Origin of the sequence: Halobacteriovorax vibrionivorans (assembly GCF_003346865.1) — a bacterium.
Classification (GTDB): domain Bacteria; phylum Bdellovibrionota; class Bacteriovoracia; order Bacteriovoracales; family Bacteriovoracaceae; genus Halobacteriovorax_A; species Halobacteriovorax_A vibrionivorans.
In genome coordinates this window covers 679959-696163 of sequence record NZ_QDKL01000003.1, presented here as the reverse complement: position 1 = coordinate 696163, position 16205 = coordinate 679959, and the positions used below count along the sequence as shown (strand labels likewise).

At 33.4% G+C, this 16205-nt stretch carries 14 protein-coding genes; 3 read left to right on the top strand and 11 right to left on the bottom strand.

Features of this window, described 5'->3' with window-relative positions:
• The first annotated feature begins 102 nt into the window (after positions 1–102).
• Positions 103–1425: a S8 family peptidase gene (locus tag DAY19_RS13985; protein ID WP_115363516.1), complete on the top strand. Its 1323-nt coding sequence runs from the start codon at positions 103–105 to the stop codon at positions 1423–1425.
• 41 nt (positions 1426–1466) lie between these two features.
• On the opposite strand, the gene DAY19_RS13980 is transcribed toward DAY19_RS13985, so the two are convergent.
• The 5 genes from DAY19_RS13980 to DAY19_RS13960 form a co-directional block, all read right to left on the bottom strand.
• On the bottom strand, positions 1467–2480 hold the full coding sequence (locus DAY19_RS13980; RefSeq protein WP_115363514.1) for a PleD family two-component system response regulator: 1014 nt from the start codon (positions 2478–2480) through the stop codon (positions 1467–1469).
• Positions 2481–3452: an HlyD family efflux transporter periplasmic adaptor subunit gene (locus tag DAY19_RS13975; protein ID WP_115363512.1), complete on the bottom strand. Its 972-nt coding sequence runs from the start codon at positions 3450–3452 to the stop codon at positions 2481–2483. It lies immediately after the preceding gene.
• Positions 3421–5586 (bottom strand): ATP-binding cassette domain-containing protein, encoded by a 2166-nt coding sequence (locus tag DAY19_RS13970; RefSeq protein ID WP_115363510.1) that lies wholly within the window; start codon positions 5584–5586, stop codon positions 3421–3423. The genes DAY19_RS13975 and DAY19_RS13970 overlap by 32 nt, the downstream gene beginning before the upstream one ends.
• Positions 5587–5594: 8 nt before the next feature.
• Entirely contained in the window at positions 5595–7241 is a 1647-nt protein-coding gene (locus tag DAY19_RS13965; RefSeq protein ID WP_115363508.1) for an ABC transporter transmembrane domain-containing protein, read from the bottom strand.
• A 71-nt stretch (positions 7242–7312) separates the two neighbouring features.
• Positions 7313–8215, bottom strand: a complete 903-nt coding sequence (locus tag DAY19_RS13960) for a Rossmann-fold NAD(P)-binding domain-containing protein (protein WP_115363506.1) — start codon at positions 8213–8215, stop codon at positions 7313–7315.
• Between the two features lie 272 nt (positions 8216–8487).
• Between DAY19_RS13960 and DAY19_RS13955 the strand changes: the two genes are divergently transcribed.
• Both DAY19_RS13955 and DAY19_RS13950 read left to right on the top strand, forming a co-directional pair.
• Positions 8488–8823, top strand: coding sequence for a hypothetical protein (locus DAY19_RS13955; RefSeq protein WP_115363504.1), 336 nt, complete (start codon positions 8488–8490; stop codon positions 8821–8823).
• Between the two features lie 21 nt (positions 8824–8844).
• Positions 8845–10458 (top strand): PhoU domain-containing protein, encoded by a 1614-nt coding sequence (locus DAY19_RS13950; RefSeq protein WP_158536919.1) that lies wholly within the window; start codon positions 8845–8847, stop codon positions 10456–10458.
• Here the strand turns inward: DAY19_RS13950 and DAY19_RS13945 are convergent, their stop codons facing one another.
• The 6 genes from DAY19_RS13945 to DAY19_RS13920 all read right to left on the bottom strand — a co-directional run bounded on the left by DAY19_RS13945 (position 10459) and on the right by DAY19_RS13920 (position 16191).
• Positions 10459–11031, bottom strand: coding sequence for a hypothetical protein (locus DAY19_RS13945; RefSeq protein ID WP_115363500.1), 573 nt, complete (start codon positions 11029–11031; stop codon positions 10459–10461).
• 73 nt (positions 11032–11104) lie between these two features.
• Positions 11105–11872, bottom strand: coding sequence for a hypothetical protein (locus tag DAY19_RS13940; protein ID WP_115363498.1), 768 nt, complete (start codon positions 11870–11872; stop codon positions 11105–11107).
• Positions 11873–11952: 80 nt separating this feature from the next.
• Positions 11953–13251, bottom strand: coding sequence for a S8 family serine peptidase (locus tag DAY19_RS13935; protein ID WP_158536918.1), 1299 nt, complete (start codon positions 13249–13251; stop codon positions 11953–11955).
• An 88-nt stretch (positions 13252–13339) separates the two neighbouring features.
• Complete coding sequence (locus tag DAY19_RS13930) at positions 13340–14254, bottom strand: endonuclease/exonuclease/phosphatase family protein (protein ID WP_115363494.1); 915 nt, start codon at positions 14252–14254, stop codon at positions 13340–13342.
• Complete coding sequence (locus DAY19_RS13925) at positions 14255–15052, bottom strand: hypothetical protein (RefSeq protein WP_133296980.1); 798 nt, start codon at positions 15050–15052, stop codon at positions 14255–14257.
• Between the two features lie 74 nt (positions 15053–15126).
• Entirely contained in the window at positions 15127–16191 is a 1065-nt protein-coding gene (locus DAY19_RS13920; protein ID WP_115363490.1) for a hypothetical protein, read from the bottom strand.
• Between the last annotated feature and the right edge of the window lie 14 nt (positions 16192–16205).

Sequence of the window (16205 nt, the reverse complement as noted above, 5' to 3'; positions counted from 1 at the left end):
GTCCCATATCCGATGAAAAATGTAAGAAAAAGATATTTTCTTTATTGATTTTATATGGCTACACTTAAGTTGTTGAAATTTAATTAGCAAAAGGAATTGCAAATGAATCGTTCGATCTTGATTGGGACAATCTTAATTGTTCTGGGTTTTTTTCTGAATATATCAGCTAAGGCCACATCAATACACGCCAACTCGAAACGAATTGTTATCAAAGTAAAGAAAGGGAAGTCGCTGCCACAATTTTCTGGTGTTCAAAAGATTAAACATTTCTTTGGTGAAAACTATGTCGCTTACACAAATGGTGATGAATCATTAATAGATCTCTATCTTGATCATGAAAATGTTAAAAGAGCATACTTCGATACATATGCGGACTCTGAGAAGTTACCTCGTCCAACTGATGTGGAAAAAGTAGCGCCTCAATTTAATAAGTCTCGTGCAACTCTTTTTAATGATCCAAAGATATCAAGGCTATGGGCATTCGATTCAGCTTCTGAATATGGTATGGGCGTAACAAGAGCGTATGAAGAGTTTGGATTCTCTACTGGAGCTCCTGTTATTGTAGCAGTTGTTGATACTGGAGTTGATTATAATCACGAAGATCTTAAAGATGTGATGTGGATCAATGAAGATGAAATTCCAGGTAATGGAATTGATGATGATGGAAATGGGTATATTGATGATATTCATGGAATCAATACTCTTGAGCGTGACTCTAGTGGAGAGGCGACAAGTGATATTATGGATAAGCATTCTCATGGGACACATGTTTCAGGAACAATTGCAGCAAAACAAAATAATGGAAAGGGAATTGCTGGGGTAGCTTCAAATGTTAGAATCATGGGGCTTCGTACTGTTCCTAGTCGTGGTGATGAAACTGATGTCGATGTTGCAGAAAGTTTTCTTTATGCTGCAAGAAATGGCGCGCGTATTATTAATTGCTCATTTGGAAAGTCTCATAATGAAGGTGGAGACCTTGTTAAAGAGACAATTGATCATATTGCAAAAGTTTATAATGTTCTAGTTGTTACTAGTGCTGGTAATAGCTCTAAAGATATTGATCGCTATCTTACATATCCTGCATCTTTTGATAGTGAGGGGATGATTGTAATAGCCTCATCAACTAAGTATGGGCGTTTTTCGTATTTTTCTAATTATGGAGTTCAAAATGTTGATCTCTCATCTCCTGGTTCATCGATCTACTCGACAACACCTGGGAATCGTTACGGAAATATGTCTGGAACATCAATGGCCGCACCAAATGCTTCTGGTGTTGCAGCAGAAGTTCTCTCTCGTAACCCAAGCTTAACAGCGGTGGAGCTAAAGAAATTGTTAATGGATAATGTCGTAAAGAATTCATCAATGGATGGCGATATTCTTACGGGTGGAATTATTAACCTTAATTCAGTATTACAAGCACTTTAAAAAATAAATAGTGCCCTATTCAGGGCACACTTTCCTTTTAGTTAGTGCCAAAGTTTATATCTTTCCTTATGATTTACTTTCAACTGAGTTATATTTCCTACGTCATTATAACTTAGATTAATTCCTTTAGTGTTATTTGCGATATAAATGCCTTTTTCTGACTCATTAGCAGATTCACTTGAGTTGGTTTGTAAATACTTCTCATAATTAAAACCATCACCGCCATCGATGATGTTGATTAAATAATATTGATCACACTTTTCAAAAGTAATAATGATGGGTTCTTTATTTCGATTTGTTAATATCTCTAGATAACTTTCATACTCACCGCTTTCTTTGGTTCTAAGTCTTTCTTTTTTATTAATTTTGAGTTGGCCATGTTCGAGAGAGTTTAGAATCAATTCAAAGAAGGCCCTTTCTTGATTTAGTGTAGCATTGGTTATCTGTTTTAAGGTTCTTGCACAGCCTGCTACATCGGCCAACGTTCTTACTTGCATATGTGCTAATGAGATAACATCAAGTCCACTTTTATGATCAATAGAGTAGTTTATAATTGAATTAATCCGAGACTGTATTTTGATTTTAGACTTAACCATTTGTTGTATAAGAGGGAAGCTCTGCATGTCAATGAAGTCACTTATGTCATTTTCAAGAAAATGTACTTTTCTTTTTTCGTTAATCTCTTCTGCTAACACAATAACTGGAACGTTGGTAAAGCGAGGGTATTTCTTCATCATTGAAATTAGTGAGAGATCTTTTTGGGGATCACTATCATAGTAAATAACAACATCAATATGTTCTCTTTTTACACTTGCAAATAATTGAAAGATCATTGATAAGTTCTCTCTTTCAATTATTCTAAAATTATCTCCAAGTAGAAGCCTGAGCCTATTTGAAATTTTTTTATTATTTGAAACGATAAGAATACTAGGCTTTTGCTCCTTTATTAGGATATGTTGTTTGTTTTTTTTGTTTTCAGGTAAGTTGGTGCTACTTCTTTCGAAGTCTGATGAGTCTGGAGTATTCCCAATGGCCTGTAAGATTTTTTTTAACATTTATTGCTCCGTTAATGTGTAGAAAAATGGTTTTCGAGTTACTTCTTCCAGTGGTCCAATTAGATATTTTAAGATGCTTTTTCTAGCGGTGAGAATATCCGCATGTATTTTCATACCTGGTAAAATTAAATTTTGAATATCATCATTTCCCATGTAGTTTTTTGATAGCCTAACAACCCCACGATAGTAACTCTCATTCTCGTCTGAGTAATATGTGTAAGGTGAAATTGATGTGATGATTCCTTCAACTGAGCCATATATTCTGTAGTTATATGAGTTCACTTTAATATCAACAGGCATGTTGACTTGAACAAAGCCAATATCATTTGGGCTGATTCTAATAATTGCATTTGTCGTACTCTCAATGGGAACTATTTCCATAATCTTTTCATTTGCTACAATTGTATCTCCAATGTTCTGTGCTTTTATAGCTCTAGCGATACCTGCACTTTCGGACCTAATATTTAATGTTTCGATTTTATTTGTAATTTTACTTAACTCATCCTTTAAGGATATGAGTTTTTTGTTAATAAGAGAGACTTTTGATGTTTTTGTGGAACTATTTCCAAGTTGTAGGTTCTTGAATTGAATCTTTAACGATTCGATCTCATTTCGAATAGAGTTTTCTCGACTTCTTAAACCCTTATCTTCTAGAGTGAATAAAATATCTCCTTCTGCAACAATTTGACCCTCGTTAACATATATATTCACAATTGTTCCTCCATGCATATGTTTGATAGAGTGAACCTTTGTAGAAGGCCTTATTTCACCTTCACTTTTAACGATTTCTTTTACTGTTGTTGTCGATGCCCAAAGTATTAATCCGCTAAAGCCTAGTAGGAGAGTTAATATAATAGATTTCGTTAGTAAGGGAACTCTAGCTTCTGCCAGTAAAATATCCTGTCCTATATAATCGACTTGTCTAGAGTATTCGATATCATCAACTATTGATGTAAATTTTCTTTTGATCATTTAAATCTCCATTTTGGACAACTTTAATATATGACTCCTTAAGAAGCGTAGCTTTGTTTTTTGTGATTATTTTAGCGTCTCTTGTTAGATATAAAACTTCATCACATTCTTTAAGTATTTCAAAATGGTCACTTTTAAAAATAACAGTGAAGTTATTGCGAGCTATATTGATAAATTTCCTTAACATTGGCAGACTTTCGTTGATTATTGATGATGGTATCTCTTCGATTAAAACAATTTTTGCCCTTGTTGTAAAAGGGATAAGTAATACAGTCGCGGCATATAGTTCTTTTGAAATCTTGTAATTATGTGGTCCATTCAGTGGTGTATCGATAGTCAAATCACTGTCTTTAAGCATTTTGTTTAATCCAAATATTTCCATACTAATTAGTAATTCTTTTTTTGTTATTAGTGGATTTATGTATTTTATATTCTCAAAGATGCTAAGGTTTTTTAGTAAGGACTTTGTTAAATTAAGAGTTATCAATCGTTGTCTTAGATACATTGTGTCAGCTTGGCGGTGATCAACATTTCCAATTGTTATAGTCCCAGTGTGAGGCATGTATGTTTTATTAATAAGTTTTATTAGTATATCTTTTCCTGTGTTGTGATCACCATCAATACCAAATATCTTTCCATGTCTTAAGCATAAGTTAATATTTTTTAATAATGGGATCAGAGTAATTGGGTTTGTGTAACTGACTTGAGTAAATCTCAAATCGAGGCTTTTTAAATAGAGATCTTCAAGTGAGTATAGTGACCTTTTTTCTATATCTTTAATTAATTCTATGTGTATGTCTTTTAGAACTTTTCTCGAAGATAAATTGGAATTTCGATTAGTTAAGTAGCGATTTATTGGAAGAAAGATAAAAATAATGAGCGAGATACTTGCTAATAATTTTGAGATACTTAAATCTTGATTCCAGTATTGATTTATACCGATCGTTAAACACAGAATTATCGTAATAAATGATAAAACGTAAAAATGAATTGCATATTTGAAAATAAGCATTTCACATTTTAAATCATGTAAAGCACTACCGGCAGTCATACTAGTAAGTCTTTTATTAAAAATAGGAAGTATATTTTCAAAGAAAATAGATTCAGAACGCCTTTTTAATTCATTTGTTAGTATCATTCTTTGCTTTGAAATATTTTGGAATAAAGTTTTTGCAATACGAAGGTTACGATGATGTCTCTTATAATGAAGAAAGTAGAAAGGGGACATGATCAATATTGGAAGGGCCATCTTCCATGATATGATCACTAATGGGATAAGAAACAATGGTACAAAAAGTAAATCTAGAATTTGAGCGGTTGTATTTGAGCCAAAAAACCTTGTCATTCGATTAATCTGCTCGTATAGGTTTATATTGATATGTTCCTTTTCAATATTCGCATCTTTAAAGTTTATCATTTGTCTAAAGAGTTCTGTCTTTAAAAGATAATTAACTCTTGATGATGTCCATGCGATTATACTCGATCTTATATTTCTTATTCCGTAATCAATGGCCAGGACTATGACTACTCCCGTTGATGCATTGATAAGAGTTAGACTATCTCTTGTGATTAAATAGTTCTCGTGTATAAAATAAATGTAGTAGGGTATTACTAGTATTGAACAGGTGGAAATTAAAGTTAGTAGATATAGAGAGTTTATATTTTCCCTAAAGCGAAAGAAAAACTTTATCATCCATTTTTTTTCATTTTTGCTTATGTTGTTTACGGTGTTTTCTTTGTCGTCGCTACTGATCAAAACCCGTCTTTTTACAAGTATTGCTGAATTAATATTTATATGACTTGTTTTTGAAAGGTCTTTTCTTTGACCTTTTGAGTTTAGAAGGTAATATTCCTTTTTGCCATCATCATAAGAATAAATTAATAGGTCACCATCTTTACAGTAGTTATCGATGTTTTCATTTATTATTATAAAGCAAGGTAGTGCCTCTCTTTCTATGTTTTTAAAGCTAATATCAAGATGAATGCTTTCAAATCCTAATGATGAAAGTGCATTTCTAATGTCTACTAGTCGCATTCTTGGGTACGACAAAAGAATCTCACTTACATCTTTCTCATGTATATCGTCTTTTTTAAATTCAATAAAGTAGCTAAATAACCTCTTTTTATTATTCATACATTATCCTAGGTTAAGTAACTACTGTATTCACCTATGCGATTATTAAATAAGTCTCTATTACATAGGTTTATGTAGTTATGGTCTTTTGAGTTTATGAAAATTATTTTATTGTCTCTAATGTTTGCGATATGATTGTATACTTTTGCGTAATCTCTCTTATCAATATTCGCTTCAAAGTCGTTGAGGAAGATGACCTCTGGGTCTAAAGCAAGTTTTCTTGTCATGTAAATTAGTGCTTTTGCTTCGTTTGAAATTAAAGATGTATCCTCTTGAGTGATATATGTCTCTAGTCCTAGAGGTAATGCGCTTAGTATTTCGTTTAATCCCAGTGTGTTAATGTAATAGTTTAAATTTGATTCTGGTATCAATCCAAACGAAGTTAGGTTCTCTTTGATTGTTCCATCCCATATATTCACCTGTCCATTGAGTATAGTGATTTTCTTATAGATAGAGGTCTCATCAATGTTTATGAGGTAATCATCATTAATGAGAATTTTATTTCTTAATTGATTGATTTTTGATGATAAGATGTAATTGATCATGTTTTCATCTGCATTCTCTAAAGAGATAGTATCTCCTTTCATAAATGGAACCATTACTTCTTTCTTATTTTGCTTTAGAGGGATAATCATTGAATAGATGGTTTCAATAACTTTTGTTCCCATCTCCTTTTGATGTATAGAGGGGCTGATTGATAAGTCTTCTATTATCTTTGTTTCATGTAAACGTTTTATAACTTTAAACATACCAATGGTCGGGCCAAAGGACTTACTTGCAATATATACACTTGCCACAAGTCCACCTATTCCTATTTGATTTATCGTTATTAGATACGAACCTACAGCTATTATTAAGATGATATTTATTTGGGCAAATAAGTTATTTAAGTTTATGTTATTTAACTCTTCTTTATTGGTGATAAACTCCTGTTTAACTGCTCTTCTCATTAATACTTTAAAACGATTGTGAAAAAGGTTAATTCGACCAAATCTTTTAATTGTTCTGAGGTTGTTTAGTGTGTGATAAAGAAGGTTATCTTTCTTTATAATTGAGAGATGCTTAAAATATATTGAATCTCCAACTTGTTGTGTTGAGTTTAGTGAAAATATTGTGAATATGATAATTAACACTAATGGAATAAATGCCAGTATTGGATTGATATATAAAAGAAAACCAATGTACATAAGAAGAAAGGGGAGCTCTGTAAGAGTAACAATGCCACTATTTGCATAAAGGGCCTTGTCTGCACCGATCTCATTTAAAGAATGCTGAAAGAGTCCTATATTATAATATGATGGATCCATAATGATATTTTTAATAAGATTTTTAGTCTTGTTGTTATCGTAACGGGCGCTGTTAAACGTTATTATATAAAATCTTAAATATTTAAGGCCGGCCTCTACCAATATAAAGACAACGAGTGCTAGCAGGATGTAAAGTAAGAGCGCTGTATCTCTTTCTGGAATTGCTCTGTCGAAGATATTTAATATAAGAATCGGTATCGCAAGAATGGCCAGATTAATGATAAAGTTTAAAGAGATTAATAATGGTAGAGAGATAAAGTTATAATTATATAATTGAACACACTCTTTAAACCACTTTCTAAGTGAATTTGGTAGGTGTGAAAGGCTGATATTCTCTTCATTAGTCATGCCATCTCCTATAGTGGGAAACTATATGAGATTAATCGACGACATTGAGAGACTTTTTGACTTAATAAAAGTTAAATTGCAGCTCTTGTATTTGCAATTGCCAAGTGTTTAGCTCTTCTTTCTACAAGGTCTTGAATAGCAAGTTTTGCTTGATCAATCTTTTCTGTCTTCTTCTCGTTTAATACTTTACCGTGGTTTAGGATATCTCCAAGGCGGTAAACTCCATGCTGCTTGTCGTATTCAGTTTGAATCGCAGAAGGTGAGCCAAGGTCGACGAAAACAGAGTTATTTGGACAGTGACCTCTGAAGTGCTCATCAGCAAAAATGGTATCATTAGATCCAATTGTATTCACATGAGAGTTGAACTTGTAATAAGAATCAAAGTCTCTCCATTTAACGGTTTGAATATTTACGTTTGGAAATTCTTCAATGAGAGCTTGTACTTTTTGTGGATTTCTAGCACTGATATAAATATTGTATTTCTTCATTAAGTGCTTAATCGAATCTCTTGCAAGTTGTCCTGAGCCAAGAATTAAAACATCACCAGTTTCATATTTTGACTGAATGATTCTTCTCATGATTCCGGCATATGATTGTTGACCAATCTTAACGAGGTGCTTTTTTCTCACCTCTTTAGCATCTTTAAAAAGTTTTTCTAAAACTCTTAAAATAACAGAAGAGCGAATATCTTCTTTAAGGTAATTTGCAAATGCTTCTTTAAATTGAGCAACGATCTCACTTTCACCTTTTAGTTTACTTTGTAGACCGCAAATCGTTTCTAAGAGAAAGTGATAGGCTTGTTTTGAAGTATGGTATGTACCTAAGGCTTTATCCTGTGAATCAAACTCTGTAGTTGTGAGAATGATTGTTCTTTGGCAAGTAATTAGAACAAATGCCCCTGGCATCTCTAATAGTCTTTTAGGTATTTCGTTACTTTTTGTTTGAATATTAAGTAAATGGATCTTTTCTAACAAAAATCTGTTCCTTGCGTTGTGTTATTGTCCGATCTCTGTAAAAAGAGATTACAAAATTCAACACTTAAAAGTGTCACAATTTTGTAGAATTCATTATGCATTGACGATATTGCGTTAATTTGTCTTCATTGAGCAAAATAGTCAATGTTTTCTTTACAATATTACTATCTTACACATTTTTATTTAGGTCTAATTGAGTCTGTCTATGATGCGATCAATAACTTCCTAAAGTTCTTTTCACGGGTAGAAATTTCTGCTAATTTGTCCTCATCATGAATACAGTTACGAAAAGTTCAAATGATGTGGCCAGTGAGGCCAAAAAGCCTAAATCAGCGTTTAAAAGAGTGCTTGAGAGGCTGTGGAATAAGTTGAAAAAGCCTGCTTTAGCATTTGATCGCAAGGTTGATGGGGCCATTTCTTTCTTTATTCAACACTATGGCAAAACAAAGTTCATGGTGGCCATGTCAAAGAAAATTCAATACTTAGGAATTGAAGGACTTTGGAATAAAGGCCCAAAAGCTTTTATTTATTTTTTCCTATTTTATCTAATTCGAGATACAATATTGTACATAATCATACCAATTTGGGTGGCCAAGGCTACTTCGTAAATTAATTTTATTATGTACTATTTGCAACACATCTTATTTTTTATCTCAGGTCTCGCAATTTTCTATTATGGCCAAAGAATTATTTCAGCTGGAATTCAAAGTTTAGGCTCACAAAGTATTAAACATATCGTCTCTGATATTGATGGTAAAAACTTTGTGGTTAACTTTTGGAATGGAGCAAGACTAAGTCTTCTAGCATTTTCCCCAACTATGGCAAATCTTGTTACCATTGGTCTAGTTAATGCTAACCTTATAAAGCAAAAGAGGGTGTTGCCAATGTTTTTAGGCTCATCTCTGGGCTCAATTGCAATATTCATTATTCTTGTTTTCTCATCTCAAGAGACGGCCTTGAATCTGATGGCCTTCGCTTTAATCTTAGGTTTAATTTCTCGCAATCTCTATATTAGGAAGTTATGTAAGCTCTTATTTGGTCTTGCTTTCCTATTCTTAGGCGTTGCAGTTATGCACGAGAGTTTTGTAAACCTTGTAACGTGGAAGTATATTCAAAACTTTATCGTCTTATTTATCGATTACTCACTTTTTACAAATATGCTAATAGGACTCACTGTTGGAAGCATCATTGCTGTTATCTTAAGAAGTCAGACAATGACTTTGGCAATTGTAGTGGTTCTTTTAATTAGTAACCTTTTTCCAACTAGTTTTTGCTTTGCAATGCTTACAGCGTCTTCACTTTGTTCGTTTGTCATTAACTTTGATACAGCAAGACGAAATGCAAGACCTTTGGCGATAAGACTAAGCCTTGGCCCATTAATTCATTATTCAGTCGCTACAGCAGCTTCTTTTCTATTGATTGTATTAATTGATCATAATGTTCAAACTGATTTAGATCCACTTAACCTTGTTGTTCTGGGATTCTTCTTTGTAAACATTTTAGCTATTCTTAATTATTTCTTTTTTAAAAACATTATTTCAGAAATGGTTAAAGGCCTATATCCTGATGCTAAGTTCAAGGATCGTCCAAAGCTTAAATTTCTAGGTGATCGTCGTCACATATCTTCAACAATGGCCTATGTCCTAGTAGAGCTAGAAATTGGGAAGCTCATGGATATTGTTTCTCGAATGTTTGATAAATGTTATGAGTACGTAGAAAGTCCAACTAAAGGTGCTAGAGCACTTGCAAAGATTAAAGATTACGAAAAGATAATCGACAATATTCAAATTGAAATCAATGAATTTATATCTAAGGTCATCTCTAGCGGAGTTGAAGAGGAAGAGAGTCGCAATGCCATTAAGTTAATGCAGATTGCTTCTGATCTTGAGCAGCTAGCTGATAGTCTAGATAAGTTAACGACAATGCTTACGAAGTACTATGAAAATTGGCAACTATCGGCCGATGAGTCTGAGCGCTTATTAAACTTTTATAAGGAAGTTCAAAATCTTTTTGCAGAAAGCTTAAGCCTTTATGAAGGGCATATTGCCTCTGAAGAAGATGTTGAACGAGTTATTCATGATACAAGAGAGCTCAAGAAGCATCTGATGACTGAAAGAGAGGACTTCGCTAAAGTTCATCACAATGAAGATGGTCGAAAACATATCTATTATTCTGATATGATGACTTCAATTTCTGTTGTTAGAGCAAATGTGAGAGATATTTACTTACTTCTTTCAAAGTAATTATTCCCATTTCTGCGTTAATCCGTTTTGACAAACGACTAGTGGAAGCTCTTTAACGACAGTATTTTGATCCTTATTAATTGCAAAAGGAAATAACTTTTTAGTTGAAGCTATCTTTCGTCCAATAATCTTTTCTTTATGTGCACGAGAGGCTCTTACTCTTCGATAACGAACACATTTTTTTCCTCTCATTCGAATACATTTTTTTATAATAGAAACTTTATGAATTTGATTTTCGTGATACTTCATCTCCTTTTCTACTTCTTTTTTTGTATTTGTTATAGGAATGTACTTTTCACCATTTGTTGTTCTAATTCGGTAATTACCAAATGGTCTAACCGGTCTTAAAGTCAGTAGATCTTCTTTAGCTTTAAGATTGATATCAACTTTATATTCAAAACAACTATAGTCTTGATCAACAACTTCACTCATTACTTCTAATGCTGTTATTTGAATTTTAAAAAAATTTGGTATCTCATAAAAGTCACGAGCAATCTCAGACAGTCGTTGCTGAGAAGGTTTTTGGTTACAACTTATAAGTAGTAGGGGAATGATTATTATTAAAGCTCTCATGAAATAATCATAAGGCCCTAATGCTATCTTTTAATAGTGGGGAAACGCTTAAATTAGGTTAATAAAGCTAAAGCTAAAACCAAAGTGCTTGCATGCGCTTAAGAGAAATATCAGTGTATTCGATATCTTCTGTTTTAGATGCAAGGCCTCTTCCCTTATCTGCTTTTTCTTTATGTGCTAGATTTTCAATAAGTAGTTTATTAAATACTACGCTCATCTTAACTAGTGAATTAGCACCTTTTAGAGTTTGTGCTGATACTTTCTTATCTTTAGCTAGTGTAATGTAATTAGCAAAAGTATAGTAATTATCTGAGAATCCATTATAACAAAGTTGCTCAAGTTCTTTGTGTGTTCGATCCATATGATCTCTCATCGCCAGAGGTAGAGTCTTCTTTGTTGCTCTTTTTCCTTCGTATGGAAGATGCCAAACAACATTTTCAATATCGTCTGTAATTTCTTCTTTCAAGGTATATTCCCACATTTTCGGTCGATCATTATAATTAATGAACTCCTGATGAAAGGAAGCACATGTTTTAATCTCTTTTTTAAAACTAGGGTATATCTGTGAGAAAGTTAAATATTGTTCATATAAAGATAAGAAATAGACTTTCTTATTATCTAGCTTTGAAATATCTTTAGACGTTTGTGAGTCTGCACTTGCAGGACCTCTTTTTTTCTTTTCAAACTTACGAACTTTATAAGTCGGGGTAGGGTTTACTTCGCTTTCTGATCGGTCTGTAAACTGTGCAAATTGGTCACCAAGCCCGTTACCGTAATGTTGTGATCCAGCACAGCTAATAAGTGTTGTCGATAATAGAAATAGTGTTCCAATTTTTTTCATTTTAGTCACCTCTTACTATCTCTTATCGACAGAAAGAGGCTTATATTTAGAAAAAATAGATGTGTTCTAGAGTGAACCTATCACCATCTTAAGAATCGTCTTGCCGTCATTATTGCGGCCGATTCATTTAAAGTTCCACCACTTACACAAAGATCACTTAATTTAGCTTTCTTAGTAGCTGATGATAATAGTATGTCTTTTACATGCGCTGGTGAAATAGGCTTAGCGTAGTAGTCGGCCATTGCGAAAATTTTGGCCGCTATATTGGTAACGTGAGGAGCTGCCTGTGATGTACCATTAATTGGAATGTAGCGATCTCCTGGTGAACATGAGTATATGGCCACACCTGGTGCAAAGAGAGAAACAGTTGTTTTCCCAAAATTAGAAAAATAAGCTTTATCTTCATTGTCTTCGTCAATTGCTCCTACGGAGATAACATTATCAGCGATAATTGATGAAGGGTAGTGAAGCATTTCATCTGTATTATCTTTCTTATTTCCAGCAGAGAAGACGAATAAAAGATTTGAATAGTTTTCTACGACTCTTTGACCTTTTTTCATAAGGCCTTTCATATAGTCGTTACGAAATTTCGTGATTGTTGACTTGTATTTCTTATCAGCTTCTTTCTCACTTATATCAAACTCGTCTTGAAAGAGTTCGTTTACCATATCGTATGCAGGCTCCCAGCTTTGGCCCCATGAGGCATGATAAATCTTTGACTTACTTGCTGAGTATTTAACTGTCTCTTCAAACTTTTTGATCATCCAAGACTGATAATAGTTTAGGTAATTCTTAATATTTTGAATTTTATAATAGCTTCTTGAATATTTACTCGGTGTAAACTCTTTCTTTTTAAATAGCCCGACTTCATCGTCACCAAGGTAGCGTATAGGCATGAACTTAAGGTCCCAGCTTTTCATTTCATACGGAAGTTTTTTTGTATTCATTGCAAGACAAGTGACATGAGAGCCATGTGTATATGAAGAGAAGTCACTTCGATGATCCATGAAGTCATCATCTTTTCTTATCTCTTTATACCATTCAAGTTCTTCATCTGTTGCAATCTTTAATGTTTTTCGACGTCTAACTTCATAGTACTTGTATACATTTGGATCAAAAGTACCAATGAGTGAAGGGTCGAATACTTTATTAGTATCATGAATAAAGTTCCACCCATTAAGATCATCAACTTTTCCATTTCGATCGGTGTCATATCCGTTTTGATATTCAGAAAAGTTACGATAGAGGTGGGCACGTAGTTTTTCATGGCCAATATCTATTTGGTTATCGCTGATGGCCACGACTGTAGAAGCATACGTACTACTTACGAGAATTAATGAAATTAAAGCTTTTATAAAGTGTTGTGTGTATTTATGCATGAGAAAATAAATAATTGATCTTATGCGTCTTTGCAATTGCATCGCATAAAACAATGCTTCGCGCAACGCCTAAGTAATTGAATATTAATTAGTCTTGAATTTTTATGATGGCATAGACAGGGTAGTGATCAGATGGATTATTCCAAATATCACCTCTTCTACGAGGAGGGCCAATAAGACGACCTGTCGAATTCTTATATTGATAGACAGCAGCATCCATTAAACGATGGCCAAATGACTCTTCCATGAAGATATAATCTAATTGAAGTTGGTGTGCGGCTTGTCCTACAAATTGATAAAACGTTGTTCGGTATTGTAGGGGAAGCTGACGCATAGAAAGTACATCTTTAAGATCAGTCTCTTTATAAATGACTTTAAATTCTTCATCTGTATTTTCATTTGAAGCATTACCATTAAAGTCACCACATAAAAGGATTGGAGTACTAGGATATTGCTTCTTCTCTTCTTTATAGACTTTTAATAATAATTCCAGTTCTGCTTGGCGCCTTCTTACTGACCTAAAGTCATGGCCAGTATCATCATCTCTTTGTGACTTTAGATGTACATTAAAGAGGCTAAGCAAATGCTCTCCCTTTTTACTATTTACACGCAAGTGGGAGAAGTCTCTACTTAGAAAGTAGTCATTGTCATCTTCATCGTGAAGTTGAAAGTCGATTTCTTTATTTGTATGGCTTAGATGTTCAAATTCAAATTCAAGGCCTTTTCTTACTAAGAAAGCATTTTCAATTCCGCGATCACTATTGCCTTGTTGATGGAATATTTCATAACTTTCGTTAAGATAAACTTCGTTAAAGTAGACCAGGCTTTCAACTTGGCCAACTTCTGTTAAGGCATAGATATCGGCATCTATTTCAGTAAAAACTTGTTTTAATTGATTTAAGTTTAGTTTTGATTTGAAGTAGTTTATATTTGGAGGGTTATCGAAAGCATCCCTAATAAAGAAGTTCTCAAGATTATAAATACAAATTTCAATTTGTTTCAATTAACAGCTCCAGCCGAAGATATAGCGATGATACTTTTTCTCTTTTGTATCATAGATCATTTTACAATAAGCCGATTGATATATTCCACTCTTATTGATCTTTTTAAACTTATCTACAAGTTCTTTTGAGCAACTCGTATTTAATATTTCTTTATTTGGGAACTTCTTTGTTGCTAAGGATATATACGTTGCTGTTGAGCCCTTATTTGGTGAAAGTTTCATCGCATAATCAACTTCACGAAACTCTTGTCTAAAGAAAAGATCGTCTCCATTTGTAAAAAATGGAATTGTTGATCGAGGAATAAAGTAAGTTTTATTACTACCTTCTTTAATCATTTGATTTAGTATCACCCCATGAAATGAAGTGATTTCATTAATATTTTTTGTAAAGCGAATCCCTTCATATATCTCTTGGCGCTCTACTAAGACTTTTCCAAATTTATCTTTTTCAGTCTTATGATGTATACAACGTGATTGATAAGTGATGACACTATCTTGTGAGACTGTTGTGGTCCAGAAAGTGAAGGGGAGTCCAAATTCCTTCACAAAAATTTTCTTTTCTTTCAAACTTCCATTTGTAAAGACTTCTTTGAATTTCTCTGAGGTCTTACCTGTCTCTTTTGAACATTTAGAATTCTCAGGACAGCCTTTTATAAGATGTTCAACCATATGTGGCTTAAAGTTTACTTCTTCAATTACTTGAACAGATGATTGAGTATTTTGCTGCTGTGTCATTGCAATACTTAGAGTCGCAAATATACAGGCGAAGCTATATTTGAATAGATGGGCCAATTTCATAATTAAATTGTACTTGGCAATGGAGTTGGGGTCAAAAAAAAAAGCCTGCATTTGCAGGCCTTTTTAAGGGGGGGTTATTGATTCATCCCACGGTTATTGCCGTCTAGGAGGAAATCAATCTGGGATTGTATTTCATATTTTTCAGTAGTCTGACCTCTTCTTATATCGCTGATTCTTGTGTCATTTGAATCATCGCTGTCACGACTTCCTTTTTGTTTAAGAAAGTTTTGTCTTTCTTGTTCATCAAACTTTACGATAACTTTTTGCTCATCTTCATCACTGTCGATTTCAGCAGAGTTAACTTTCGTTTGTAATGTTGTTTTTGTATCAATATCATCAAGTTTATCTTGCTTATTAACTGGATTACTAACACATTCAATCTTAGAGAATTCAAGAGCTCTAATATCTCCAACAAATGTCGATGGGAGACCTGAGGCTTGTCTAATTTCTAGATCTGCATTGAATTCAATTCTTTCTTTTCTTGATGTTTCAAATTCGTTTGTTACCGTTCCAGCTTCAATATTATCACCACTGTTATACCATTTCTTTTGGCCAATAGTGAAAGCTGCCGTTGCTGCATTACTATCAAATCTTGACTCTAATTGCTCTTGAACTGCAACAGGAGTTTCAACTTGTCCCATATGGTCTTTTTCAGCAATTTCTACAAGTGCAGTTTTGGCCTTTGCGTTCTTATCACTTAGCATGTTCTGACAGATTGCATTTGCATCAGACATCTTTTGTAGGTAAATATCCTTGTCTCCATTGTATGCTCTATACTTAAGTGAAGCACGGTAAGCAATAATAGGAGAGTTGTCATAGAAGTCTCTAAGGTCTTCTTTTGAGATTTCAATTGATTCACGATCTTTAATGAAATCCTGATGCTCTTTCTTTTCTTGATTATCTTTCTTTAATTCTCTTTGATAAGCTTCTTCAGCAACCTTGTACTTACCAAGATCACAACGCTCTTTGTATTTTTCGTATCTTTGACGATATTCTTCATCGAAGTCGCTGATCTTTTCAAAGTCCTTGCGTTCGAACTTTCTTTCAACGATTGTACAAATGCTTGCATACGATGACAGTGGAATTAGTCCCGTTAGGATAGCAATTTTAATCATAGTTGAGATGTTTTGCTTCTTCATAATAGCCTCTTGTT

What these genes read in the sequence shown, in the direction of transcription:
- DAY19_RS13985 (WP_115363516.1), top strand. Translation starts at nt 103, where the DNA reads ATGAATCGTTCGATCTTGATTGGGACAATCTTAATTGTTCTGGGTTTT.
- DAY19_RS13980 (WP_115363514.1), bottom strand. Translation starts at nt 2,480, where the DNA reads ATGTTAAAAAAAATCTTACAGGCCATTGGGAATACTCCAGACTCATCA.
- DAY19_RS13975 (WP_115363512.1), bottom strand. Translation starts at nt 3,452, where the DNA reads ATGATCAAAAGAAAATTTACATCAATAGTTGATGATATCGAATACTCT.
- DAY19_RS13970 (WP_115363510.1), bottom strand. Translation starts at nt 5,586, where the DNA reads ATGAATAATAAAAAGAGGTTATTTAGCTACTTTATTGAATTTAAAAAA.
- DAY19_RS13965 (WP_115363508.1), bottom strand. Translation starts at nt 7,241, where the DNA reads ATGACTAATGAAGAGAATATCAGCCTTTCACACCTACCAAATTCACTT.
- DAY19_RS13955 (WP_115363504.1), top strand. Translation starts at nt 8,488, where the DNA reads ATGAATACAGTTACGAAAAGTTCAAATGATGTGGCCAGTGAGGCCAAA.
- DAY19_RS13945 (WP_115363500.1), bottom strand. Translation starts at nt 11,031, where the DNA reads ATGAGAGCTTTAATAATAATCATTCCCCTACTACTTATAAGTTGTAAC.
- DAY19_RS13940 (WP_115363498.1), bottom strand. Translation starts at nt 11,872, where the DNA reads ATGAAAAAAATTGGAACACTATTTCTATTATCGACAACACTTATTAGC.
- DAY19_RS13935 (WP_158536918.1), bottom strand. Translation starts at nt 13,251, where the DNA reads ATGCATAAATACACACAACACTTTATAAAAGCTTTAATTTCATTAATT.
- DAY19_RS13925 (WP_133296980.1), bottom strand. Translation starts at nt 15,052, where the DNA reads ATGAAATTGGCCCATCTATTCAAATATAGCTTCGCCTGTATATTTGCG.
- DAY19_RS13920 (WP_115363490.1), bottom strand. Translation starts at nt 16,191, where the DNA reads ATGAAGAAGCAAAACATCTCAACTATGATTAAAATTGCTATCCTAACG.